Origin of the sequence: Streptomyces sp. NPDC094032, from assembly GCF_040303965.1 — a bacterium.
Lineage (GTDB): Bacteria > Actinomycetota > Actinomycetes > Streptomycetales > Streptomycetaceae > Streptomyces.
The window spans coordinates 165,680-185,796 of record NZ_JBEOUE010000013.1 but is presented as its reverse complement, the minus strand read 5'-3'; the positions used below and the strand labels follow the sequence as shown (position 1 = coordinate 185,796).

23 protein-coding genes are annotated in these 20,117 nt (G+C 73.6%); 9 read left to right on the top strand and 14 right to left on the bottom strand.

Annotation, left to right across the window (positions count from 1 at the left end):
• The first annotated feature begins 264 nt into the window (after window positions 1-264).
• The gene (locus tag ABTZ54_RS20260) at window positions 265-1,800 is read left to right on the top strand and encodes a S8 family peptidase (protein ID WP_351665015.1); all 1,536 of its coding nucleotides are present in this window, start codon (window positions 265-267) and stop codon (window positions 1,798-1,800) included.
• Between the two features lie 86 nt (window positions 1,801-1,886).
• Window positions 1,887-3,185: a CoA transferase gene (locus tag ABTZ54_RS20255; RefSeq protein WP_351665013.1), complete on the top strand. Its 1,299-nt coding sequence runs from the start codon at window positions 1,887-1,889 to the stop codon at window positions 3,183-3,185.
• On the opposite strand, the gene ABTZ54_RS20250 is transcribed toward ABTZ54_RS20255, so the two are convergent.
• From ABTZ54_RS20250 to ABTZ54_RS20220, 7 genes are all read right to left on the bottom strand, one after another.
• The gene (locus tag ABTZ54_RS20250) at window positions 3,175-4,218 is read right to left on the bottom strand and encodes a zinc-dependent alcohol dehydrogenase family protein (protein ID WP_351665011.1); all 1,044 of its coding nucleotides are present in this window, start codon (window positions 4,216-4,218) and stop codon (window positions 3,175-3,177) included. The two genes, ABTZ54_RS20255 and ABTZ54_RS20250, sit on opposite strands and share 11 nt — an antisense overlap.
• Window positions 4,219-4,239: 21 nt before the next feature.
• Entirely contained in the window at window positions 4,240-4,914 is a 675-nt protein-coding gene (locus tag ABTZ54_RS20245; protein WP_351665009.1) for a lysoplasmalogenase, read from the bottom strand.
• 127 nt (window positions 4,915-5,041) lie between these two features.
• Complete coding sequence (locus ABTZ54_RS20240) at window positions 5,042-5,755, bottom strand: VIT1/CCC1 transporter family protein (RefSeq protein ID WP_351665007.1); 714 nt, start codon at window positions 5,753-5,755, stop codon at window positions 5,042-5,044.
• Between the two features lie 24 nt (window positions 5,756-5,779).
• Window positions 5,780-7,033 carry an amidohydrolase family protein gene (locus ABTZ54_RS20235; protein ID WP_351665005.1) on the bottom strand — a complete coding sequence of 418 codons (1,254 nt, stop codon included), beginning with the start codon at window positions 7,031-7,033 and terminating at the stop codon, window positions 5,780-5,782.
• The gene (locus tag ABTZ54_RS20230; protein ID WP_351665003.1) at window positions 7,030-8,313 is read right to left on the bottom strand and encodes an amidohydrolase family protein; all 1,284 of its coding nucleotides are present in this window, start codon (window positions 8,311-8,313) and stop codon (window positions 7,030-7,032) included. Before ABTZ54_RS20230 ends, ABTZ54_RS20235 begins: the two co-directional genes overlap by 4 nt.
• Before the next feature lie 12 nt (window positions 8,314-8,325).
• Window positions 8,326-9,210, bottom strand: a complete 885-nt coding sequence (locus ABTZ54_RS20225; RefSeq protein WP_351665001.1) for an SDR family NAD(P)-dependent oxidoreductase — start codon at window positions 9,208-9,210, stop codon at window positions 8,326-8,328.
• A complete protein-coding gene (locus ABTZ54_RS20220; RefSeq protein WP_351664999.1) occupies window positions 9,210-10,025 on the bottom strand; it encodes an acetoacetate decarboxylase family protein in 816 nt (271 codons plus the stop codon). Before ABTZ54_RS20220 ends, ABTZ54_RS20225 begins: the two co-directional genes overlap by 1 nt.
• A gap of 98 nt (window positions 10,026-10,123) precedes the next feature.
• Here ABTZ54_RS20220 and ABTZ54_RS20215 point away from each other — a divergent pair, with 98 nt between their 5' ends.
• The 6 genes from ABTZ54_RS20215 to ABTZ54_RS20190 all read left to right on the top strand — a co-directional run bounded on the left by ABTZ54_RS20215 (window position 10,124) and on the right by ABTZ54_RS20190 (window position 15,609).
• Window positions 10,124-10,801 carry a TetR/AcrR family transcriptional regulator gene (locus ABTZ54_RS20215; protein ID WP_351664997.1) on the top strand — a complete coding sequence of 226 codons (678 nt, stop codon included), beginning with the start codon at window positions 10,124-10,126 and terminating at the stop codon, window positions 10,799-10,801.
• A 61-nt stretch (window positions 10,802-10,862) separates the two neighbouring features.
• Entirely contained in the window at window positions 10,863-11,837 is a 975-nt protein-coding gene (locus ABTZ54_RS20210) for a DEDDh family exonuclease (RefSeq protein ID WP_351664995.1), read from the top strand.
• A gap of 63 nt (window positions 11,838-11,900) precedes the next feature.
• Complete coding sequence (locus ABTZ54_RS20205; RefSeq protein ID WP_351664993.1) at window positions 11,901-12,134, top strand: metallothionein; 234 nt, start codon at window positions 11,901-11,903, stop codon at window positions 12,132-12,134.
• A gap of 87 nt (window positions 12,135-12,221) precedes the next feature.
• Window positions 12,222-13,025: an SURF1 family cytochrome oxidase biogenesis protein gene (locus ABTZ54_RS20200; RefSeq protein WP_351664991.1), complete on the top strand. Its 804-nt coding sequence runs from the start codon at window positions 12,222-12,224 to the stop codon at window positions 13,023-13,025.
• A 39-nt stretch (window positions 13,026-13,064) separates the two neighbouring features.
• A complete protein-coding gene (locus ABTZ54_RS20195; protein WP_351664989.1) occupies window positions 13,065-14,849 on the top strand; it encodes a glycoside hydrolase family 15 protein in 1,785 nt (594 codons plus the stop codon).
• Between the two features lie 4 nt (window positions 14,850-14,853).
• The gene (locus ABTZ54_RS20190) at window positions 14,854-15,609 is read left to right on the top strand and encodes an SDR family oxidoreductase (protein WP_351664987.1); all 756 of its coding nucleotides are present in this window, start codon (window positions 14,854-14,856) and stop codon (window positions 15,607-15,609) included.
• 7 nt (window positions 15,610-15,616) lie between these two features.
• Here the strand turns inward: ABTZ54_RS20190 and amaP are convergent, their stop codons facing one another.
• From amaP to ABTZ54_RS20165, 5 genes are read right to left on the bottom strand one after another with little or no spacing between them, the layout of a single operon-like run.
• Window positions 15,617-16,204 carry an alkaline shock response membrane anchor protein AmaP gene (amaP, locus tag ABTZ54_RS20185; protein ID WP_351664985.1) on the bottom strand — a complete coding sequence of 196 codons (588 nt, stop codon included), beginning with the start codon at window positions 16,202-16,204 and terminating at the stop codon, window positions 15,617-15,619.
• A 4-nt stretch (window positions 16,205-16,208) separates the two neighbouring features.
• Window positions 16,209-16,922: a DUF6286 domain-containing protein gene (locus ABTZ54_RS20180; RefSeq protein WP_351664983.1), complete on the bottom strand. Its 714-nt coding sequence runs from the start codon at window positions 16,920-16,922 to the stop codon at window positions 16,209-16,211.
• A complete protein-coding gene (locus tag ABTZ54_RS20175) occupies window positions 16,919-17,281 on the bottom strand; it encodes an Asp23/Gls24 family envelope stress response protein (protein ID WP_351664981.1) in 363 nt (120 codons plus the stop codon). The genes ABTZ54_RS20180 and ABTZ54_RS20175 overlap by 4 nt, the downstream gene beginning before the upstream one ends.
• A gap of 6 nt (window positions 17,282-17,287) precedes the next feature.
• Window positions 17,288-17,479 carry a hypothetical protein gene (locus ABTZ54_RS20170; RefSeq protein ID WP_351664979.1) on the bottom strand — a complete coding sequence of 64 codons (192 nt, stop codon included), beginning with the start codon at window positions 17,477-17,479 and terminating at the stop codon, window positions 17,288-17,290.
• A gap of 29 nt (window positions 17,480-17,508) precedes the next feature.
• Complete coding sequence (locus tag ABTZ54_RS20165) at window positions 17,509-17,958, bottom strand: Asp23/Gls24 family envelope stress response protein (protein WP_351664977.1); 450 nt, start codon at window positions 17,956-17,958, stop codon at window positions 17,509-17,511.
• A gap of 92 nt (window positions 17,959-18,050) precedes the next feature.
• On the opposite strand from ABTZ54_RS20165, the gene ABTZ54_RS20160 reads away from it, so the two are divergent.
• The gene (locus tag ABTZ54_RS20160; protein WP_351664975.1) at window positions 18,051-18,701 is read left to right on the top strand and encodes a hypothetical protein; all 651 of its coding nucleotides are present in this window, start codon (window positions 18,051-18,053) and stop codon (window positions 18,699-18,701) included.
• A gap of 11 nt (window positions 18,702-18,712) precedes the next feature.
• Here the strand turns inward: ABTZ54_RS20160 and ABTZ54_RS20155 are convergent, their stop codons facing one another.
• Together ABTZ54_RS20155 and ABTZ54_RS20150 are read right to left on the bottom strand one after the other, a co-directional pair.
• Window positions 18,713-19,513, bottom strand: coding sequence for an enoyl-CoA hydratase/isomerase family protein (locus ABTZ54_RS20155; RefSeq protein ID WP_351664973.1), 801 nt, complete (start codon window positions 19,511-19,513; stop codon window positions 18,713-18,715).
• A gap of 129 nt (window positions 19,514-19,642) precedes the next feature.
• A complete protein-coding gene (locus tag ABTZ54_RS20150; RefSeq protein ID WP_006123601.1) occupies window positions 19,643-19,864 on the bottom strand; it encodes a helix-turn-helix domain-containing protein in 222 nt (73 codons plus the stop codon).
• Window positions 19,865-20,117: the final 253 nt, after the last annotated feature.

Below are 20,117 nucleotides of genomic sequence, written 5' to 3'. Positions count from 1 at the left end.
TCGTGACGCGGGGGCGGACGGCATGGACAAGGGAGGGCCTCACTGCGGTGCGGAGCGGGGGCTTCCGGACGGGGCCCCTCCCCTGCTCAACGGCACGGAGGGCACGGCGAAGCGGTTCACCGGGGTGGATTTTTTTGCCCGATCTTCATGAAGTCTTCTCAACTCATTGAATCGTGGGGAAGATCGGCGATAGCTTCACTCGTCATGCACCTGTTCGCATGCAATCGGCGTGCGGGCAGTACAGACGGATGATGTGGAGAACCCATGGCTCATCTGGGATCGAGGCGCGGCCGAGTACTCGCTCTGCCGGTTGGTCTCGCGCTCACGGCCTCGCTCGGCTTCCTGCCCTCCGGCGCCGCCTCCGCCGCGGAGCTGAGCGACGTCACGGCCGCCGTGTCCACCGACGGCCCGCAGCTCTCGTACGTCGTCAACGTCGAGGGGGGCCGCTGGACGGCCGCCTCGGTGAAGAAGGCGATCGCCGCCGCCGGCGGTGAAGTGGTCGTGTCCTACGACCAGATAGGCGTGATAGTCGTCCACTCCAAGAACCCGGAGTTCGCCCAGTCGATCCGCCAGGTGCGTGGCGTGGTGTCGGCCGGCGCGACCCGTACGGCGCCGCTGAAGGCCGCCGCCGACGACTCCGTCGGCGAGGGCGACCAGGCGCTCACCCCGGCCGAGGTCAAGGCCGCCACGGCCGCGGCCACGGACGAGCAGGACCCGCTGGAGCCCCTGCAGTGGGACCTGCCCGCGATCAAGGCGGACAAGGCCCACCAGAAGACGCTCGGCAGCAAGCGCGTCACCGTCGGCATCATCGACACCGGTGTGGACGACACCCACCCGGACCTGGCGCCGAACTTCGACGCGGCCGCCTCCGCCAACTGCGTGAGCGGCAAGGCCGACACGACCCCCGGCTCGTGGCGTCCCAACCCGGGCGAGTCCGACCACGGCACGCACGTCGCGGGCACGATCGGCGCCGCCAAGAACGGCATCGGCGTCACCGGTGTCGCGCCCGGCGTGAAGCTGGCCGGCATCAAGGTGTCGACGCCCGACGGCTTCTTCTACACCGAGGCCGTGGTCTGCGGCTTCGTGTGGGCGGCCGAGAACGGCATCGACATCACGAACAACAGCTACTACACCGACCCGTGGATGTTCGCCTGCAAGAACGACGAGGACCAGAAGGCCCTCATCGAGGCGGTCACCCGCGCGACCCGCTACGCGGAGCGCAAGGGCACGGTCAACGTGGCGGCGGCCGGCAACTCGAAGTTCGACCTCGCGGCCGACTCGATCGTCGACAACAGCAGCCCGAACGACACCACTCCGGGCGACCGGGTCATCGACCCGAAGGAGTGCTTCGACTACCCGGCGCAGCTGCCGGGCGTGGTGACGGTCTCCGCGACCGGCGCCAAGGGCCTGAAGTCCTCGTACTCCAACTACGGTCTCGGCGTCATCGACGTGGCGGCGCCCGGCGGCGACCGCACCGAGTACCAGACCCCGGACGCCCCGGCGGTCAACGGCCGCATCCTGTCGACCACGGTCAACGGCGGCTACAACTACAAGGCCGGCACCTCGATGGCCTCGCCGCACGTGGCGGGCGTCCTCGCGCTGCTGAAGTCGACCCACCCGCACGCCTCGCCGGCGGCCCTGAAGGCGCTGCTGTACAAGCAGGCCAACGAGCAGGCGTGCACCAACCCGTACGACATCGACGCCGACGGCAAGGTCGACGCGGTGTGCGAGGGCGGCAAGAACAAGAACGGCTTCTACGGCGCGGGCATCGTCGACGCGCTGGCGGCGGTCCGTCGCTAAGCACATGTGCTGATCGGTGATCAGGCCCTGGTGTGGTGCGCCACACCAGGGCCTCTTCATGTGGCACCGAGTGCCATCATGCGGGCATGGACGACACGGTGCGCGGCGGTACGGAGTTGTTGTGGGCGGCCCTGGGCGGCGATCCCGCCCTGCTCGGCCGGGTGACGTACGGCGGACCCTCGGGGCTGCTGCCGGCCCGGCTGCCGGTGATGGACCTGGCGCGGGCGACGGTCGCGGTCTGCTCGCTGGCCGCCGTCGAGCGCGCCGGGGCACCGGGCGCGGTCCGGGTGGACGACGGGGCGGTGGCCACCGCGTTCACGAGCGAGCGGCAGCTGCGGGTGGACGGGCGGGCGCCGGTCAGCTTCGCGCCCCTGTCGCGCTTCTGGCGGGCGGCCGACGGCTGGGTGCGTACCCACGCCAACTACCCGCACCACAAGGCCGCGTTGCTCGCCGCGCTCGGTGTCGCCGACTCGGTGGAGGCGGTCGCGGCGGCGATCGGCGGGCGGACGGCGGTGGAGACCGAGACGCTCGTGTACGGGGCCGGGGGCCTCGCCGTCGCCCTGCGCACGCCCGAGGAGTGGGCGGCGAGCGAGCAGGGCCGTGAGGTGGCGGCCCGGCCGCCGCTGACCCGGGAGCGGCTCGACGAGGCGGCGCCCAGGGCGCGTTCGGGCCCGCTGCGGGTGCTGGACCTGACCCGGGTCCTGGCGGGCCCGGTCGCCACCCGGACGCTCGCCCTGCTCGGCGCGGACGTGCTGCGGATCGACCCGCCGGGCAATCCGGAGCTGCCGGACCAGCACGCGGACACCGACATCGGGAAGCGGACGGCCGCGCTCGACCTGGAGCGCCCGTCGGACCGGCGCACCTTCGGCGAGCTGCTCGACGCGGCGGACGTGCTGGTGACCGGGTACCGGCCGGGCGCCCTGGACCGCTTCGACCTGCACCGCCCCGGCCTTGTGGTGGCCCGCCTCTCCGCGTGGGGCGACTACGGGCCGTGGGCCGGGCGGCGCGGCTTCGACAGCCTGGTGCAGGTGGCGACGGGCATCGCGGCCGTGGAGGGCTCGGCGGCGGAGCCGGGCGCGCTGCCCGCGCAGGCCCTGGACCACGGCACGGGCTATCTGCTCGCGGCGGCGGTGCTGCGCTCGCTGACCGAGCAGGACCGCGAGGGCGGCACCCGCCTCGTACGCCTCTCGCTGGCCCAGACCGGGCACTGGCTGACGGGCACCCTGCCCCGGTACGACCAGGAGCGGTACGTCACGGAGACGGCGGGGCCGCTGGGGCTGCTGCGGCACGCGCTGTCGCCGGTGGCGTACGAGGGCGGCCCGGCGGGCTGGTCGCGGCCGCCGGGCCTCCAGGGCGGGGACGAGCCCGCCTGGCTCACGGCCTGACGAGGACCTTGAGCGCGGTGCGCTCGTCCATGGCCTTGTAGCCGTCGGGGACGCCGTCCAGGCCGACGGTCAGGTCGAAGACCGGGGACGGGTCGATGGTGCCGTCCAGGATGTCCGGGAGCAGCTCGGGGATGTAGGCGCGGACGGGGGCGACGCCGCCGCGCAGGGCGATGTTGCGGTCGAACATGACGGACAGGTCGAGGCCGGTGCCGCTGCCGTGCGGGACGCCGACGTAGCCGATGGAGCCGCCGTCGCGGGTGATGGCGACGGCGGTGCGCATGGACTGCTCGGTGCCGACGGCCTCGATGACGGCGTGGGCGCCCTGGCCGCCGGTGAGCTCGCGGACGGCGGCCTCGGCGGCCTCGCCGCGCTCGGCGACGACGTCGGTGGCGCCGAAGGCGCGGGCGATGTCGGTGCGGGCGGTGTGGCGGCCGAGCGCGATGATCCGCTCGGCGCCGAGCCGCTTGGCGGCGAGGACGCCGCACAGGCCGACGGCGCCGTCACCGACGACGGCGACGGTGGAGCCCTTGGTCACGCCCGCGCCGAGGGCGGCGTGGTGGCCGGTGCCCATGACGTCGGAGAGGGCGAGCAGGGCGGTGAGCAGGTGGTCGTCGGAGGCGGCCTCGGCGGGCAGCTTGACGAGGGTGCCGTCGGCGAAGGGGACCCGGACGGCCTCGCCCTGGCCGCCGTCGGAGCCGACGGAGCCCCAGAAGCCGCCGTTGGGGCAGGAGGTCTGGAGGCCCTCGGCGCAGTAGGCGCAGCTGCCGTCGGACCAGACGAAGGGGGCGACGACGAGGTCGCCCTTGCGGAAGCCCTGGACGCCGGCGCCGGCCTCCTCGACGATCCCGAGGAACTCGTGGCCGATGCGCTGGCCGGGCTGGCGGGCGGACTCGCCGCGGTAGGCCCACAGGTCGCTGCCGCAGATGCAGGCGCGGACCACGCGGACGACGACGTCGCCGGCGTCCTGGATCACGGGGTCGGGCACGTCCTGCACGCGCATGTCGAAGGGGGCGTGGATGGTGGTGGCGCGCATGGCGGACGTTCCTCGCTGTGCTCAGGCTTTTGTACGACGTTCACCGTACATTGCCCGCGGCGCTTTTGTACGACGGTCACCGTACGTTGCCCGCAGGGTCCCCTCGGTCAGCAGGAACTGCGCCGCGATGTAGGTCAGCATGACCCAGAAATCGGGGGCCGGCAGTTGGGGCCAGCCCGCGATGTCGGTGGCGATGAGGGTGTCGGAGAGCAGGAAGAGCGCGCCTCCGGCGCCCGCGAGCAGCCCGAGGGAGCTGGAGCGGTAGGCCATGGCGGTGAGCAGCATCGAGTAGCCGACGAGGGGGATCCGCAGGTCGGCGGGGAGGTCGGGCCACAGGGCCAGGACCGTCCCGAGGAGGGCGACCCCGTAGGCCGCCCCCAGCGCGAGGCTCGTCCGGCGCCGCCCGAAGAGCACCAGGTAGCAGACGTGCCCGACGGCGAAGGACCCCATGCCGACGAGGAACGCCCCGTCCGCGTCGGAGAGCAGGAAGACGTCCCCGCCCCACCCGAGGAGGAGCGCGGCGACCAGCAGCCGGGGGGCGCCCCGGGTGGCCGCGTACCCGGCGAGCAGCGGCATGAGGAGCGGCTTGGCGATCAGATGCCCGAGCTCCGCGCCCGCGAGGAGGGAGCCGAGGTCGACGGCGGCGGCGAGCAGGAAGGCGAGGAGGAGGGCGCGCCGGAGGTGCTGGTGGGACATGCCGACGACGGTACGGGCGGGGGCGCGGGGACGGCTAGATGACGTTACCGACAAGTATGCGAGACGACTTGTCAGCAGGGGTTGGCCGGTTCTCACAAGGCGGCAGGTTCGCCCGGGACGCGCGCCGTCACACCCCGGTCGCCCCCAGCAGCGACCCCGCCGCGTACGTGACCGCCATCGCCAGCGCTCCCCCGCCCACGTTGCGCAGGATCGCGCGGCCCGGCGGAGCGGCGCCGAGGCGGGCGCTCCACCAGCCGGTGAAGGTGAGGGCGGCGAGGACGGACAGGACCGTGATCCACAGGCGGGTGGATTCCGGGGGCAGGACGATGGCGAGGAGCGGGAGCAGGGCGCCGACGGTGAAGGCGAGGAAGCTGGCGACCGCGGCGTGCCACGGGCTGGTGAGGGCGTCGGGGTCGATGCCCAGCTCCACGCGGGCGTGGGCGCGCAGGGCGTCACGGGCGGTGAGCTGCTCGGCGGCCTCGCGGGCGACGTCCCCGGAGAGGCCGCGGGCGGTCAGGAGCCCGGTGAGTTCGTCGAGTTCGGCCTCCGGGTCCTCGTGCAGTTCCCGGCGCTCCTGCGCGAGGGCGGCCACCTCGGAGTCGCGCTGGGTGGAGACGGAGACGTACTCCCCCGCCGCCATCGACATCGAGCCGGCGAGCAGCCCGGAGAGGCCTGCCGTCAGCAGGGCGGACTGGGAGTCGGAGGCGCCCGCCACGCCGACGACGAGGCCCGCGGTGGAGACGACTCCGTCGTTGGCTCCGAGCACGGCGGCCCGGAGCCAGTTGAGACGGGAGCCGAGGCCGCCGCCGTGGGCCTCGTCGTGTGCGGGGGTTTCGGTCACGTCAGGAGGGTCGCACCCGGCGGCTCACCAGACGCGGACCGACCCGCCCAGCGCGAACGCCGGGCTGGTGGCGCCCGCCGGGACCTCCTTCAGCGGCTCGGCGATCTCCTCGACGGTCGGGCCGTGGACGGCGGCCAGGGAGTCGAGGAGGCCGAGGTCGAAGCCGTAGACACGGGCCGCGTTGCCGCCGGCCATCGCGGCGACCTCCTCCCTCGGCAGCCCCGCGTACGCGATGCGCAGGCCTTCGCGGGAGTACGGGGTGGTGCCCTCGTCGTGCGGGTAGTCGCTGCCCCACATGATCTTGTCGAGGCCGATCCGGTCGCGCAGCGGCACCTCGTGCGGGCGCATGAAACTGGCGCCGACGAAGCAGTTGTCCCGCCACACCTCGCTCGGGCCCCTGCCCATGGACTCGGCCAGGCCCGCGCCGAACTTCGACTCGGCCGTCGAGGCCTTCGTCGACGCCGCGACCAGGCGGTCGTGGTAGTAGTCCAGCATCCGCAGCACGCCGGGGATCCAGCCCGAACCCTGTTCCGTGAGGACCAGTTTCAGGTCCGGGTGGCGGCGGAAGGCCCCGCCGAAGATCAGGTGCCACAGGGCCCGGTGCGAGAACCAGGTCGTCTCCACCATGAACACCGCCCGGGCGGCCGGCTCGTCGCCCAGCGGCGGGGAGGCGGAGCCGCCGTGGTGGTTGACCGGGACGTCCAGCTCGGCGCAGACCGCCCAGATCGGGTCGTACGCCTCCGCGTACAGCTCCGGTACGGGCGAGCCGGGCGGGACGCCGGGCAGCAGGATGCCCCCGGTCAGCCCCGCCTCGCGGGTGCGGCGGATCTCCGCGACCGCCGCGTCCACGTCGTTGAGCAGGATCTGCGCCACCCCCGCGCGCCGCCCCGGCGCGTCCGCGCAGAAGTCGGCGAGCCAGCGGTTGTGCGCCTGGAGGCCGGCCCAGCGCCGCTCGTACTCGCTGCGCGTGGGCGGCTGGGCCATCAGGGAGGCCTTGGGGAAGAACGGCGGGATGGTGTTGGGGAAGACGACCTCGGCGACGATGCCGTCCGCCTCCAGTTCGCGCAGCCTGCGCCGCGAGTTCCAGTTGCGGTCGGCGGTGTCGGCGAGCAGGTCCTCGTACGGGTTGACGTAGGTCGCCGCCCAGGCGTCGAAGTCGTCGTGGTGCTTCTTCTCCAGGTACGGCCTGTAGTCCAGGAGGTCGGCGCCCGCGTGGCAGTCGGCGGAGATCACCGTGTAGCGGTCGGGCCCGGCGGTCACGGGGGTGTCGGGGGTCACGGCGTCACCCCGAGCACCGGGAAGTCGTGCTCCGTCAGCCAGTGCCGGCCGACCTCCCGGGAGCGCGCCCAGGACGCCTCCACGGGCCCCTGGTCGGCGGGCTGGCCGAGGTCGGCGGGGGTGGGGCCGATGCGGCGGGCGATCGGATCCAGCTTCTGGAGGTCGAATCCGAAGACCTCCGCCGCGGCGAGCCCGAGCATCCGCCGGGTCTCCGTGACCGGGATGTCGTGGAAGGTGCTCCGCAGCCACGACCGCGTGGCGGGCCAGGTGCCCTCCGGGTGCGGGAAGTCGGAGCCCCACAGGATGTTGTCGACGCCGATCTCGTACCGCTGGGCGAGCTCGCGCCGCTTGGTGTTGGTGGCGCAGATGAACATCTGGCGGTCCAGGTACTCGCTGGGCGGCCTCTTCAATTCGGCGAAGGGGGAGAGTTTCTTTCCGCCGTGCGCGCCCAGATAGAGCCGGTCCATGAACCACAGCAGGTTCGGCAGCCACCAGCAGCCGGACTCGGCGACGCCGAACTTCAGCCCCGGGTGCCGCTCGAAGACTCCGGACCAGAGCAGGAACCACAGCGGCCGGGCCGGCCAGAACGTGACCTCGGAGACGAAGATCCCGAGGTGGTCCCCGTACTCCTCGCGCGGCGCCGCGCCCGAGTGGGTCACCACGGGCATCCCGGTCTCCGCGGCGGCGGCCCACACCGGGTCGTAACGCCGGTCGTGGTAGGGCGCCTTGTCCACCCACATGGAGGGGATCATCAGCGCGCCGAGCCCGGACTCCTTGGCGCGGTGGATCTCGGCGACGACCTCGGCCGGGTCGGCGGTGACGGGCAGCAGGGCGACCCCGCAGTGCCGCTCGGGGTTACGGGAGACGAAGTCGGCGAGCCAGCGGTTGTGCGCCTTGGCGCCCGCCATGCCGAGCTCCGGGTCCTGGTCGCCGGAGAGCCCGAGGCCGACGCCGAAGGGCGCGGCGGTCTGGCTGTCGACGGCGTCCGCGTCGGGGAAGACGACCTCGGCGGCCACCCCGTCGCCGTCGAGCTCCTTGAGCCGCTGGGCGGTGTCCCAGCCGCCCTTCAGCCCTTCCTCGTTGTCGCGGAACCACTTGTCGGCGAAGGCCTCGTTGCGCACCCCGAGCCGGGTCATGGCCTCGCGCCGGGCCTGGCGCCCGTCGAGGAAGTCGTCGAAGGCGCGGTGGAAGCGGGAGTCGAGATAGGGCCGGTACTCCTCGGTCGGGAGCCCGGCGTGACAGTCGGACGAGATGATCAGATACGGGTCCTCGTGGCTCATGGCCAGGCCCTCTCAGTCGAGGATGAAGCTCTCCAGGTACGACGGGTTGGCGCGGTCGAGCATCGACTGCGAGCGCGCCCTGATCTGCCGGTCGCTGTGCTCGCTCGCCGGCAGCATCCAGAAGCGGTCGGCCCTGATGCCGTCCACGACGTGCTCGGCGACCTCCTCGACCGGGGTGAAGGCGATCTCGTGCCCGGCCTCCTTCATGGCCGACTCCCACTGGTCGAGACTGCGGTACGGAGTCCGGCGGGGGCGCTGCTTCGCGTACCGGTCGGGCCGGTTGCGGTGCGACTCCCACAGACCGGTGCGGAGCATGTGCGGGCCGGGGAAGAGGACCGAGGCGCCGACGGAGGCGCCCTCCGCCTTCAGGTGCGCGTAGAGCGACTCGGTCATGGTGACGACGGCGGACTTGGTGACGGCGTAGACGGAGGCGGTCGGCAGCGGGGCGATGCCGCCGTCACCCGAGGAGGTGTTCACGACGTGGCCGGGCTCGCCGGAGGCGAGCATGCGCGGGAGGAAGGCCTGGATGCCGTGGAAGACGCCCCACACGTTGACGGCGAAGGCCCACTTCCAGTCGTTGGGCTCGTGCTCCCACATGCGGCCCTCGGCGCCGGAGCCGACGCCCGCGTTGTTGCACAGCACATGGACGGCGCCGAAGGTGTCGTACGCGGCGTCGGCGAAGGCCCGTACGGAGTCGGGTTCGCTGACGTCGACGGTACGGGCGAGGATCTGCGCCCCGTCCGCGATCAGCTCCTCGGCGGCCTTGGCCAGCGGGGCCTCCTCGACGTCGCCGAGGACGACGGTGAGGCCCTCGGCGGCGAAGCGGCGGGCCATGGCGAGGCCGATGCCGCTGGCCGCGCCGGTGACGACGGCGACCTGTCCCTGTCGCAGTTCCATCAGGCACGTCCTTCCAGGGAGCCCTCGGGCGGCGCGTCGAGGGCCTGCTGCGGGTCGTCGTACCGCTGGTGGAGGTAGGGCAGCAGGGCCTGGGCGCTGACCCGTTCGACGACCCGCCCCTTCTGGTCGGTGGTCTTCTCGCCGATGGTGATCTCGACGAGCCGGCGCACCGGGAGGTCGGCGACCGGGTCGTACATCGACTCGCGCAGCACGATGTCGCCGGTGATCCGCTCCAGGCGGCGCACCTTCTCGTTGCGTACGCAGTGGACGAGGACGGGGTCGGCGTCGAAACCGGTGCCCGCGCCGTCCACGGCCGGCAGGAACTTGAAGTAGAAGTCGGTCTTCTGGGCCGGCTCGGGCAGCGGGAGCTCGCCGGAGACGGCGCCGCGCACCTCGACGAAGGCGATGCCGTGGCGGGCGAGCGAGGCCCGGACGGTGAGTCCGTCGCGGTCGACGAGGACCTCGCCCAGCTTCTTCGGCTCGCCGAAGACCTCGCGGCCGCCGGTCAGGGCGCGCTCGTGGGTCATCGGCATGACCAGGGGGTACCAGCCCTCCTGGTCGCCGTGGGCGGCGGCGACGGCGACCGATCCGGCGCCGAGGGGGTAGCCGGGGAGGTCGACCTTGCTGATGTTGACGCGCACCAGGGGGCGCGCGGTGGGCTTGAGCGGGGGCGGCAGGACGGCCGCCACGACGTCGGGGTCGGTCTCCCAGACGGCGACCACTCCGGTGGACCAGATGTCGGGGAGCCCCGCGCTCTTCTCGCGGGTCGCGGCGATCTCCGCCTCGGTGCGCGCCCCGTACCGTACTCGTGCCATGACGTACCGCCTTTCGGGAACGTATCGGCCTGTAACACAGTTACACCGATGGCCCGGAAGGGTAAAGAGCCGTGCACGCACTGGAGTTGGGGGATCCGATGGCACGCACCGCGTTGAGCCGCGATCAGGTACTGGACACCGCCGCCGCCCTGGTGAAGGAGCACGGCCCGGCCGCCCTCACCATGCGCAGGCTCGCCGCGGAGCTCGGCACCGCGGTGACCTCGATCTACTGGCACGTCGGCAACCGGGAGTCGCTGCTCGACGCGCTCGTCGAGCGCACGGTCGCCGACCTCGGCACCCTGCGCCCGCACGGCGCGGACCCCGCCGAGCGCATCGTCTCGGTGGCCCGGCTGCTGCGCCGCGCCCTCCGCGACCGCCCCCACCTGGTGGCGATGGTCCACGAACGCGGCCTGACGGAGCAGATGTTCCTGCCCGCCCAGCGCGCCCTGATCCACGAGGCCCACGCGGCCGGACTGCGCGGCGCCCGCGCGGCCGAGCTGGTGCACGCGGTCCAGTTCCAGGTCGTCGGCCACGTCCTGGTCGAACGCAACCGCGAACGCTCCCCGGCCCAGACCCCGGCGGACCCCGAACCGTGGCCCCCGACACCCGACACCCCCACCACCGAGGACCCGGCACTGACCCACGCCCTGGCCGCCCCCGTCGACACCGAACGGCTCTTCACGACGGCGGTACGGGCGCTGGTGGCGGGGTTGCTGGGCGGGGCCACCGGCGCGCGCACGGGCACGCACACCGGGCCGGAGCCGTCAACGCGATGACCGGTTCCGGTCACTGAGGGGGCACCGGGAGCGGCGATGTCACTGGCGGCCCGTATTCTCAGTGACCATGCTCGACGACCGTACGACAGCAGCGACGTGGCCGGCCGCCTACCCACAGGGGTACGCGGTCGTCGACGTGGAGACCACCGGCCTCGCCCGCGACGACCGGATAGTCTCCGCTGCCGTCTACCGGCTCGACGCGCAGGGGGACGTCGAGGACCACTGGTACACGCTCGTCAATCCGGAGCGGGACCCCGGGCCGGTGTGGATCCACGGGCTGACCAGTGACGTGCTCGCGGACGCGCCGCTCTTCCCGGAGATCGCCGAGGAGTTCTCGGCGCGGCTCGACGGGCGGGTGCTCGTCGCGCACAACGCGATGTTCGACTGGCAGATGATCGCCCGCGAGTACGCGCGGGCCGAGCGCACCGCACCGGTGCGGCAGCGGCTGTGCACCATCGCGCTCTCCAAGGAGCTGGCGCTGCCGCTGCCCAACCACAAGCTGGAGTCGCTCGCCGCGCACTTCGGCGTGGTCCAGCAGCGGGCGCACAACGCGCTGGACGACGCCCGGGTGCTCGCGGAGGCGTTCCGGCCGAGCCTGCACGCCGCCGCCGGGCGGAACGTGCGGCTGCCGCTCCTGGAGTGCCGCCCGCTGACCGAGTGGGCCTCGGCCCCGGCCCAGCCGCGGGTCGGCTACCAGTCCTCCTACCGGGCGAACAGCTGGCGGCCCTCGCGGAAGCGGCCGGCGTGCCCGTATCCGAACCCGGGACGGTACGAGACGGACAAACCGCTCAAGCAGGGCATGCGGGTGGCGTTCTCCGGCGACACCTCCGTCGACCGCGAGCTCCTGGAGGACCGCACGGTCGAGGCCGGACTGCACGTGGCGACCAGCGTCTCCCGGGTCACCAGCCTCCTGGTGACCAACGACCCGGACTCGGCGACCTCCAAGACCGTCAAGGCGAAGTCCTTCGGCACGCCGGTCGTCGACGAGGCCGCGTACACCCAGCTGCTGCGGGACGTGACCCCGGCAGACGAGTGACGGCCCGGGCGGGCCGGGCGCGCCGCCCGGCCCTCGCCCGCCGTCGGCCCCACCCTGTGGCGCATGGCACGTTGTGAGGTCTGCGGAAACGATTACGGCATGTCCTTCGAGGTGCACGCGCAGGGCGCGGTGCACGTCTTCGACTGCTTCTCCTGCGCCATCCACCGCATGGCGCCCATCTGCGAACACTGCCGGGTCCAGATCATCGGCCAAGGGGTCGAGGTCGAGGGCAACTGGTACTGCGGCGCGCACTGCGCCCGCGCGGAGGGGAAGGCGGGGATCGTCGACCGGGTGTGATCGGGCGAGCCGTCTCGCAGGCCGGTGAGGAAACGATCTGGCAACCCCCGTGCGGGCACCCCGTGAGCCGAGTTGTACCGTCATGGGGTGTACCGCTTCCTGTTGTCCCGGCAGTGGGTGATCCTCACCCTCGTCGCCCTCGTCCTCATCCCCGTGATGATCGAGCTGGGCTTCTGGCAGTTCCACCGGCATGAGCGCCGGGTCGCCCAGAACGCGCTGATCGAGGACAACCTGCGGGCGAGGTCCGTCCCGGTCGAGGAGCTGACCTCGCCGGGGCACACCGTCCCGCGCGCCGACTACTGGCGGCAGGTGACCGCCACCGGGACCTTCGACACCGCCCATGAGGTCGTCGTGCGCCGGCGCACCTCGGCCGACGACCGGGTCGGCGTGCATGTGCTGACCCCGCTGGTCCTGAGGGACGGCGAGGTGGTCATGGTCAACCGTGGCTGGATCCCCGCCGCCGACGACCAGCACTCCTTCCCCAAGGTGCCGCCCGCCCCGCGCGGCGAGATCACGGTCACCGGACGGCTCAAGGCCGACGAGACGACCGGCGCCAGCGGCATCAAGGACCTCAAGGGTCTGCCCGACCGCCAGGTCATGCTGATCAACAGCGCGCAGCAGGCCGCGCTGCTCGGCCGGACGGTGGTCGGCGGCTACATCGAGCAGACCGCGCCCGAGCCGGCCGGGGACACCCCCGAGCTGATCCCCGAGCCCGACCACGACTCGATCGGCGCACACATGGCGTACGCCGTCCAGTGGTGGCTCTTCACGGCCGGTGTACCCGTCGGCTGGGTGATCCTGGTGCGGCGCGAGAAGCGCGACCGGCAGGCCGCGGCCGCAGGGGCCGAGGCGACGGACGGGGCGCCCGAGCCCGCCGGGGCGACCGCCTGAACTGATTGACCGTCGCCGCTTCCGGGAACAGCCCAAAGCGTGACGCAACGTATCGACGCCTACGCCCTCATCGGCGATCTCCAGACCGCCGCGCTCGTCGGCCGCGACGGATCGGTCGACTGGCTGTGTCTGCCGCGCTTCGACTCGGCCGCGTGCTTCGCCGCGCTCCTCGGCGACGAGGACAACGGCCACTGGCGGATCGCCCCCAAGGGCGCCGGCACCTGCACCAGCCGCCGCTACGCCGAGGACACCCTGGTCCTGGAGACCCGCTGGGAGACCCGTACGGGCACCGTCGAGGTCGTCGACTTCATGCCGCAGCGGGACAAGGCCCCCGACCTGATGCGGATCGTGCGGGGCGTCAGCGGAAGCGTCGAGATGAGCGGGGTGCTGCGGCTGCGCTTCGACTACGGCTCGATCGTGCCGTGGATGCGCCGGGCCGACGGGCACCGGGTCGCCGTCGCCGGGCCCGACTCGGCGTGGCTGCGCAGCGAGCCGCCGGTGAAGACCTGGGGGCAGCAGTTCGCGACCTGCTCGTCGTTCACGGTCGAGGAGGGCGACGAGGTGGCCTTCGTGCTCACCTGGCACCCCTCCCACGAGCCGCGCCCCGACCTCGTCGACCCCTTCGAGGCGCTGGAGCAGACGCTCGCCGACTGGAGGGAGTGGGCGGCCCGCTGCACGTACGAAGGCCCCTACCGGGACACCGTGGTGCGCTCGCTGATCACCCTGAAGGCGCTCACCTACGGCCCGACCGGCGGCATCGTCGCCGCCCCGACCACCTCGCTGCCCGAGGAGCTCGGCGGGGTGCGCAACTGGGACTACCGGGCCTGCTGGCTGCGCGACTCCTCCCTCACGCTCGGCGCGCTGCTCTCCGCCGGATACGTCGAGGAGGCGGCGGCCTGGCGCGACTGGCTGCTGCGCGCGGTCGCCGGCGACCCGGCCGACCTCCAGATCATGTACGGCCCGGCCGGCGAGCGGCGGCTGCCCGAGACGACCCTGCCGTGGCTGCGCGGCTACGCCGACTCGGCGCCGGTGCGGACCGGGAACGCGGCCGTGGAGCAGTTCCAGCTCGACGTGTACGGCGAGGTGATGGACTCGCTCAGCCGCGCCCGCGAGGCCGGGATCCCCGCCGAGCGGCACGCCTGGAACCTCCAGCTGAGCCTGCTCGGCTTCCTGGAGTCGAACTGGCGGAAGCCCGACGAGGGGCTGTGGGAGGTGCGCGGCCCGCGCCGTCACTTCACGCACTCCAAGGTGATGGCCTGGGTGGCGGCCGACCGGGCGGTGCGCACCCTGGAGGCCGTGCCGTCGCTGCCGGGCGACCCGGCGCGCTGGCGGGCGCTGCGGGACGAGATCCACGCGGAGGTGTGCGACAAGGCGTACGACCCGGTGCGCAACACCTTCACGCAGGCGTACGGCTCGCGCGAGCTGGACGCGGCGACGCTGCTGATCCCCCAGGTCGGCTTCCTGCCCCCGGACGATCCGCGGGTCGTCGGGACGGTCGACGCGGTACGTGCGGAGCTGACCCAGGACGGCTTCGTGCGCCGCTACTCGGCGGAGGGCGACTCGGTGGACGGGCTGCCGGGGCAGGAGGGCACCTTCCTGGTCTGCTCCTTCTGGCTCGCGGACGCGCTGCGGCTCACCGGGCGGACCGAGGAGGCGCGCGAGCTCTTCGAGCGGCTGATCGGGCTGTGCAGCGACGTGGGGCTGCTCGCGGAGGAGTACGACCCGGTGGCGGGCCGGCAGCTGGGCAACTTCCCGCAGGCCTTCAGCCACATCGGTCTGGTGGGGACGGCCCTCGCGCTGGCCGCGGAGGAGACGGCAGGATAGGGCCATGGATCTTGGACTGAAGGACCGTGTGTACGTGGTGACCGGCGCGACCCGGGGGCTCGGCCGGGCCTCGGCGGAGGCGCTGCTCGCCGAGGGCGCGAAGGTGCTGGTCACCGGGCGCGAGGAGGCCTCCGTCGCGGCGGCGGTGGACGAGCTGGGGCCGGGCGCGGCGGGCGTCGTCGCCGACAACGCCGACCCGGCGACCCCGGAGCGGCTGATCGCGGAGGCGCGGGCGCGCTTCGGCGGCGTCGACGGGGTGCTGATCAGCGTCGGCGGCCCGGCGCCCGGCTTCGCCGCGGACAACACGGACGAGCAGTGGGCGGCCGCCTTCGACACGGTCTTCCTGGGCGCGGTGCGGCTCGCCCGCGCGGCGGCGGACGCGCTGCCCGAGGGCGGGGTCATCGGCTTCGTGCTGTCCGCCTCGGTGCACGAGCCGATCCCGGGCCTGACCATCTCCAACGGGCTGCGCCCGGGTCTGGCCGGGTTCGCCAAGTCGCTCGCCAACGACCTGGGGCCGCGCGGCATCCGGGTGGTCGGGCTGCTGCCGAGCCGGATCGACACCGACCGGGTCCGCTCGCTCGACGCGCTGTCCGGCGACGCGGACGCGGCCCGCGCGGCGAACGAGGCGGGGATCCCGTTGCGCCGCTACGGCACCCCGGAGGAGTTCGGCCGGGCGGCCGCGTTCCTGCTCTCGCCCGCCGCCTCGTATCTGACGGGCGTGATGCTGCCGGTGGACGGCGGGGCGCGCAGCGGGTTCTGAGCCCGGTTCAGTTGACCCGGCGGGCGCGGTGCTTGACCGCGCGCAGCCGGGCCTCGGTCGGCAGCGCGGGCAGTCCCGCCGAGGTGCGGGCGTTGCCCAGGGCCTCGGCGGAGAGGGTGGTCAGCGCGGCGGCCGGGGCGGCGTACGGCTCCAGGAGGAGCGCGACGCGGGTACGGGGGGCGGTGCGGCGGCCGGTGAGCGAGACGCGGGCCCTCGCGACGCCCTCCTGGGCCGCCGCGTCGGCCTCCAGGACCGCCTCCAGGGCCCGGCCGCGCAGGACGGCCTCCTCGCCGTCGCCGCTGTCGACGAGCACCTCGGCGAGCCGGGCCCGGCGGAACTGGGCGATCAGCCACCACAGGGCGAGCAGCACGACGAGCCCGAGCAGGGCGATGACCGTCGGCCACCACCAGCTCTCGGCGCGCCAGTGCTGCCGCTCGGACCTGCTGAGCAGCACGTCGTCGGGGCCCGACCAGGGCCACCAGGACGGCAGGGACAGGCCGAAGGAGGCCGCGAGCACCGCGCCGCCGCCCGCCAGGAGCAGCAGTCCCGCGAGGGCGAGCACGATCCGGTTGACGCGCCGGAGCACGACGGTCACGCCGTCACCCCTTCCTGGGCGGCCTGGCCACCCGTACCGTCAGGGCCGGCGGACGGGCGAGCCCGAGCTCGTCGATGCCGGTGGTGAGGACGCGCTCCAGGTCGGAGCGGACCTCGTCGAGTTCGCGGAAGTGCGAGACCGCCCGTACGGCCGCCTTGGCGCGGCCCATCCTGACCCGTACGGACTGCACGCCGGACACCTCCATGGCCCGGTCGCGCAGGGCGAGCGCGGCGGCCTCGCGGTCGAGTCCGGCGCGCAGGTCGGCGTGCTCGCGGCGCATCGGCAGGATGCCGCGCAGGCCCGGGGTGAGCGCGAGCAGCAGCATCCAGAGCCCGAGCAGCACGGCGACGCCCGCGCCGACCCGGACCCAGGTGTCGTCGAGCGGCCGGCTCGCGAGCCCGTCGGCGAGGGACCGCCGCCAGGCCATCGCGGTGCGCTCCGCCCGTACGGCCGCCACGTCGTACAGGAGCAGCCCGGCACCGCCGAGCAGGACGACGGCGAGCAGCGCGGCGGGGATCCGGCGGACCGCCCAGAAGCGGCGGCCGGGGGGTTGCGGGTCGGGGGTGTCGGGGGGCCGGTCGGGGTCCTGGCCGGGTTTCGTGAGCACGGGGACGGGGGTGGGGGCGGCGCCCCCGTCCGGGGCGCCGCCCGAACCGGAGCCGGAGCCGGCCCCGTCTCCGGGATCCGGACCCCGCCCGTCCTCAGGGCCAGTCGTCATCGCAGGCGCTCCCGGGCCTTCTCGTGCGCGGTGTGCGCGGAGTGGAGTTTCTCTACGTGGACGGCCACCTCGTGGACCTCCAGGCCGGCCAGTTCCTCCACCCGGTGGCGGACCCGGCCGCGGACGGCGCCGCACTGGCGGCCGATGTCGGAGGGGTAGGCGAGTTCGAGGCTCACCGCGACGCGGGCGCTCTCGCGGTGGACGACCACCGAGGCGTGCGGCTTAGAGGCGCCCTTGGGGAGGGTGTCGAGCGCCTCACGGGCCGCCTGCGCGGCGATCTTCGCGACGACGCGGTCGGCGACGGTGGTCGCGCCCCGTGCGGCCGCCCCCACCCGGTCCCTGGCCAGGTCCGCTGCCACCCCGGGTCACCTCCGCCGGTCGCCGCGCTCGCGGCTCCGGAAGAACTCGCCGACCTCCAGGTCGCCGTCGAGGAAGCGCCCGGCGATGAAGCCGACCGCTCCCAGCGCGGCGACCAGGACGAACGCCCCGAAGCCGCCGAAGTACCCGGCGAAGCCGAGCGCCATGCCGGCCACCAGGCCGACCACCGCCATGCTCATGCTGAGCCCTTTCGTCGTCGTGCCGTCGGCTACTGGAGCCGCGACTCCGGCTCCTCGTCCTCTTCGTCCGGCAGCTTGACGTCGCTGACGGCGATGTTGACCTCGACGACCTCAAGTCCTGTCATCCGCTCGACGGCGGCGATGACGTTCTCCCGGACCGCCCCGGCGACATCGGAGATGGAGACCCCGTAGTCGACGACGATCTCCAGGTCGAGGGCGGTCTGCACCTCGCCGACCTCGGCCTTGACGCCCCGCGTGACGCCGGACTTGCCGCCGCCGGGCACGCGGTCCCGGACGGCGCCGAGGGTGCGGGAGAGCCCGCTGCCCATGGCGTGGACGCCGACGACGTCGCGGGCGGCGAGGCCGGCGATCTTCTCGACCACCCCGTCGGCGATCGTGGTCCGTCCCCGGGACGCGGGGTCGCCGCCGCCGCGCCTGGTCACCGGGGTCTGCTGGTCGGAGTGCGCGCTGTCAGCCATCAGCGTCCGTCCTTCCGTGAGGCTTTTGTCTTGTTTGCCCACACTAAGGGTGCTTGCCCGGTCTCGCGCCGGGGATGCGGCAGGCTGGGGCCATGACGACGGTGGAGATGGGGCGCGCGACGGACCGGCTGCTGCCGCTGGGCGGGCCGGCGGACGGGGCGTGGATCGCGGAGCGGGCGGTACGGGAGGTGCTCGCCGAGGCCGCGCGGACGGTACGGGGCACGGTGCCGGAGCCGCCGCGGTTCCGGCTGGCAGTGGCGGCGGCCGAGGCGCCGTTCCCGGTGCCACCGGGCGGACTCCCGCCCGGGGAGCTGGGCATCGCCCTGGAGTTCGCGGCGGTCGCGGGGCGGCCCCTGCCGGAGCTGGCCGGGCGGCTGCGGACGGCGCTGCTCGGGGCTGCCGAGGAGAGCTTCGGGCTGGTGGTGGCGGGGGTGGACCTCCGGGTCACGGAGCTGCTCGACACCCCACCGGATCCGGTGACCCCCACTCCCCCGCCCGGGCGAACCTCGCCGCCCGCGCCGCCGGACCCGGCGGCCCTCGCCGCGCTCGCGGTGGAGGGCGTGGCCGCCCTCACGGACGCCTACGGGGGCCCGGTCCAGCGCGCGGCCGGGGATCTGCGGCTCGAACTGGCGGTGACCGCGGGCCGCCGCGCCCTGGACGTGGCCCGCGCCGTCCGTACGGCCGTGACCGCCGCCGCCCCGGAGGCGACGACGGTCACGGTGGTGGTGTCGGAGCTGCGCTGAGCCCCAGGGCCTCAGTCGCCGAGGCCCGCGAGGTCGCGCAGGCGGCGGGCCTGGGCGGCGCGCTCGGCGGTGCGCTGCTCCTCGTACGAACGGCCGGTGGCGCCCTGGAGCAGCGCCTTGGTCTCGATGACGGCGGAGCGCGGCGCGGAGAGCAGCGCGGCGCTGAGGTCCCGTACCGTCGCGTCGAGCTCGGCGGCGGGCACGGCGATGTTGGTCAGGCCGGTGCGCTCGGCCTCCTCGGCGTGGACGAACCGGCCGGTGGCGCAGATCTCCAGCGCGCGGGCGTAGCCCACGAGGGAGACGAGGGGGTGCGTACCGGTGAGGTCCGGGACCAGGCCCAGGCTGGTCTCGCGCATGGCGAACTGCACGTCGTCGGCGACGACCCGCAGGTCGCAGGCGAGCGCGAGCTGGAAGCCCGCGCCGATGGCGTGCCCCTGGACGGCCGCGATCGACACGATGTCGCTGCGGCGCCACCAGGTGAACGCCTCCTGGTACTCGGCGATGAGCGCGTCGAGGTCCTCCTCGGACCCGCGCGCCATCTCCAGGAAGGACGGCTCTCCGTCGAAGCCCTCGGGCGTGAACGCCTGCCGGTCGAGGCCCGCGGAGAAGGACTTGCCCTCACCGCGCAGGACCACGACCCGCACGCTGCCCGGCAGTGACCGGCCGGCCTCCGTCAACGCCCGCCACAGAGCGGGAGACTGGGCGTTGCGCTTCGCCGGGTTGGTCAGGGTCACCGTGGCAACGGCGTCCTCGACGGTGAGCCGTACACCGTCCTTGTCGAATACGAGCTCAGAGTCGTCGAGCGTAGTCATGGGGGCGCCTCCGGTCCGGTACAGCACGTCAGCCGATGCTAAGTGACTGCACAGTAACCACTCGGTCGACCACGCGGTCGACCGAGTGGCCACCGGGAGACCCGGTGGTCCGGTCGGGCCGCCCCGATGTCAGGCCGAGGCCGCCTTCTTGCCCCGTGTCGCTCCGCCGCGTCCCCGCAGCGTGACTCCGGACTCGCTGAGCATCCGGTGGACGAATCCGTAGGAGCGGCCGGTTTCCTCGGCCAGCGCCCGGATGCTCGCACCGGAGTCGTACTTCTTCTTCAGGTCTGCCGCGAGCTTGTCGCGCGCGGCGCCGGTCACCCGGCTGCCCTTCTTCAGAGTCTCGGCCACCCGTGCCTCCTCATGGGAAGTGCGCTCTGGACTTCTCATGATCACCCCTCCCGGACTTCCTGGCCACCCATTCGACAAGGTCCGTGCCATCGGCTTGGCGCGGGCGGACGGGAACGACACGAACGGAATCGACCGTTCCGCCGCGTCCGGGCGCGGCCTCCGAGCCCCCTGGGGCGGGAAGTGCCAGGTCAGCGACACGGCGGGAACACCAGTGCGGCGCGGGTCCTGGCGGAAGGATTCCGCAGGGCCCGCG

Bases quoted from the DNA above. Each gene is read 5' to 3' on its own strand.
- ABTZ54_RS20260 (WP_351665015.1), top strand. From the start codon at position 265: ATGGCTCATCTGGGATCGAGGCGCGGCCGAGTACTCGCTCTGCCGGTT.
- ABTZ54_RS20255 (WP_351665013.1), top strand. From the start codon at position 1,887: ATGGACGACACGGTGCGCGGCGGTACGGAGTTGTTGTGGGCGGCCCTG.
- ABTZ54_RS20250 (WP_351665011.1), bottom strand. From the start codon at position 4,218: ATGCGCGCCACCACCATCCACGCCCCCTTCGACATGCGCGTGCAGGAC.
- ABTZ54_RS20245 (WP_351665009.1), bottom strand. From the start codon at position 4,914: ATGTCCCACCAGCACCTCCGGCGCGCCCTCCTCCTCGCCTTCCTGCTC.
- ABTZ54_RS20230 (WP_351665003.1), bottom strand. From the start codon at position 8,313: ATGAGCCACGAGGACCCGTATCTGATCATCTCGTCCGACTGTCACGCC.
- ABTZ54_RS20225 (WP_351665001.1), bottom strand. From the start codon at position 9,210: ATGGAACTGCGACAGGGACAGGTCGCCGTCGTCACCGGCGCGGCCAGC.
- ABTZ54_RS20220 (WP_351664999.1), bottom strand. From the start codon at position 10,025: ATGGCACGAGTACGGTACGGGGCGCGCACCGAGGCGGAGATCGCCGCG.
- ABTZ54_RS20215 (WP_351664997.1), top strand. From the start codon at position 10,124: ATGGCACGCACCGCGTTGAGCCGCGATCAGGTACTGGACACCGCCGCC.
- ABTZ54_RS20205 (WP_351664993.1), top strand. From the start codon at position 11,901: ATGGCACGTTGTGAGGTCTGCGGAAACGATTACGGCATGTCCTTCGAG.
- ABTZ54_RS20190 (WP_351664987.1), top strand. From the start codon at position 14,854: ATGGATCTTGGACTGAAGGACCGTGTGTACGTGGTGACCGGCGCGACC.
- ABTZ54_RS20180 (WP_351664983.1), bottom strand. From the start codon at position 16,922: ATGACGACTGGCCCTGAGGACGGGCGGGGTCCGGATCCCGGAGACGGG.
- ABTZ54_RS20170 (WP_351664979.1), bottom strand. From the start codon at position 17,479: ATGAGCATGGCGGTGGTCGGCCTGGTGGCCGGCATGGCGCTCGGCTTC.
- ABTZ54_RS20165 (WP_351664977.1), bottom strand. From the start codon at position 17,958: ATGGCTGACAGCGCGCACTCCGACCAGCAGACCCCGGTGACCAGGCGC.
- ABTZ54_RS20160 (WP_351664975.1), top strand. From the start codon at position 18,051: ATGACGACGGTGGAGATGGGGCGCGCGACGGACCGGCTGCTGCCGCTG.
- ABTZ54_RS20155 (WP_351664973.1), bottom strand. From the start codon at position 19,513: ATGACTACGCTCGACGACTCTGAGCTCGTATTCGACAAGGACGGTGTA.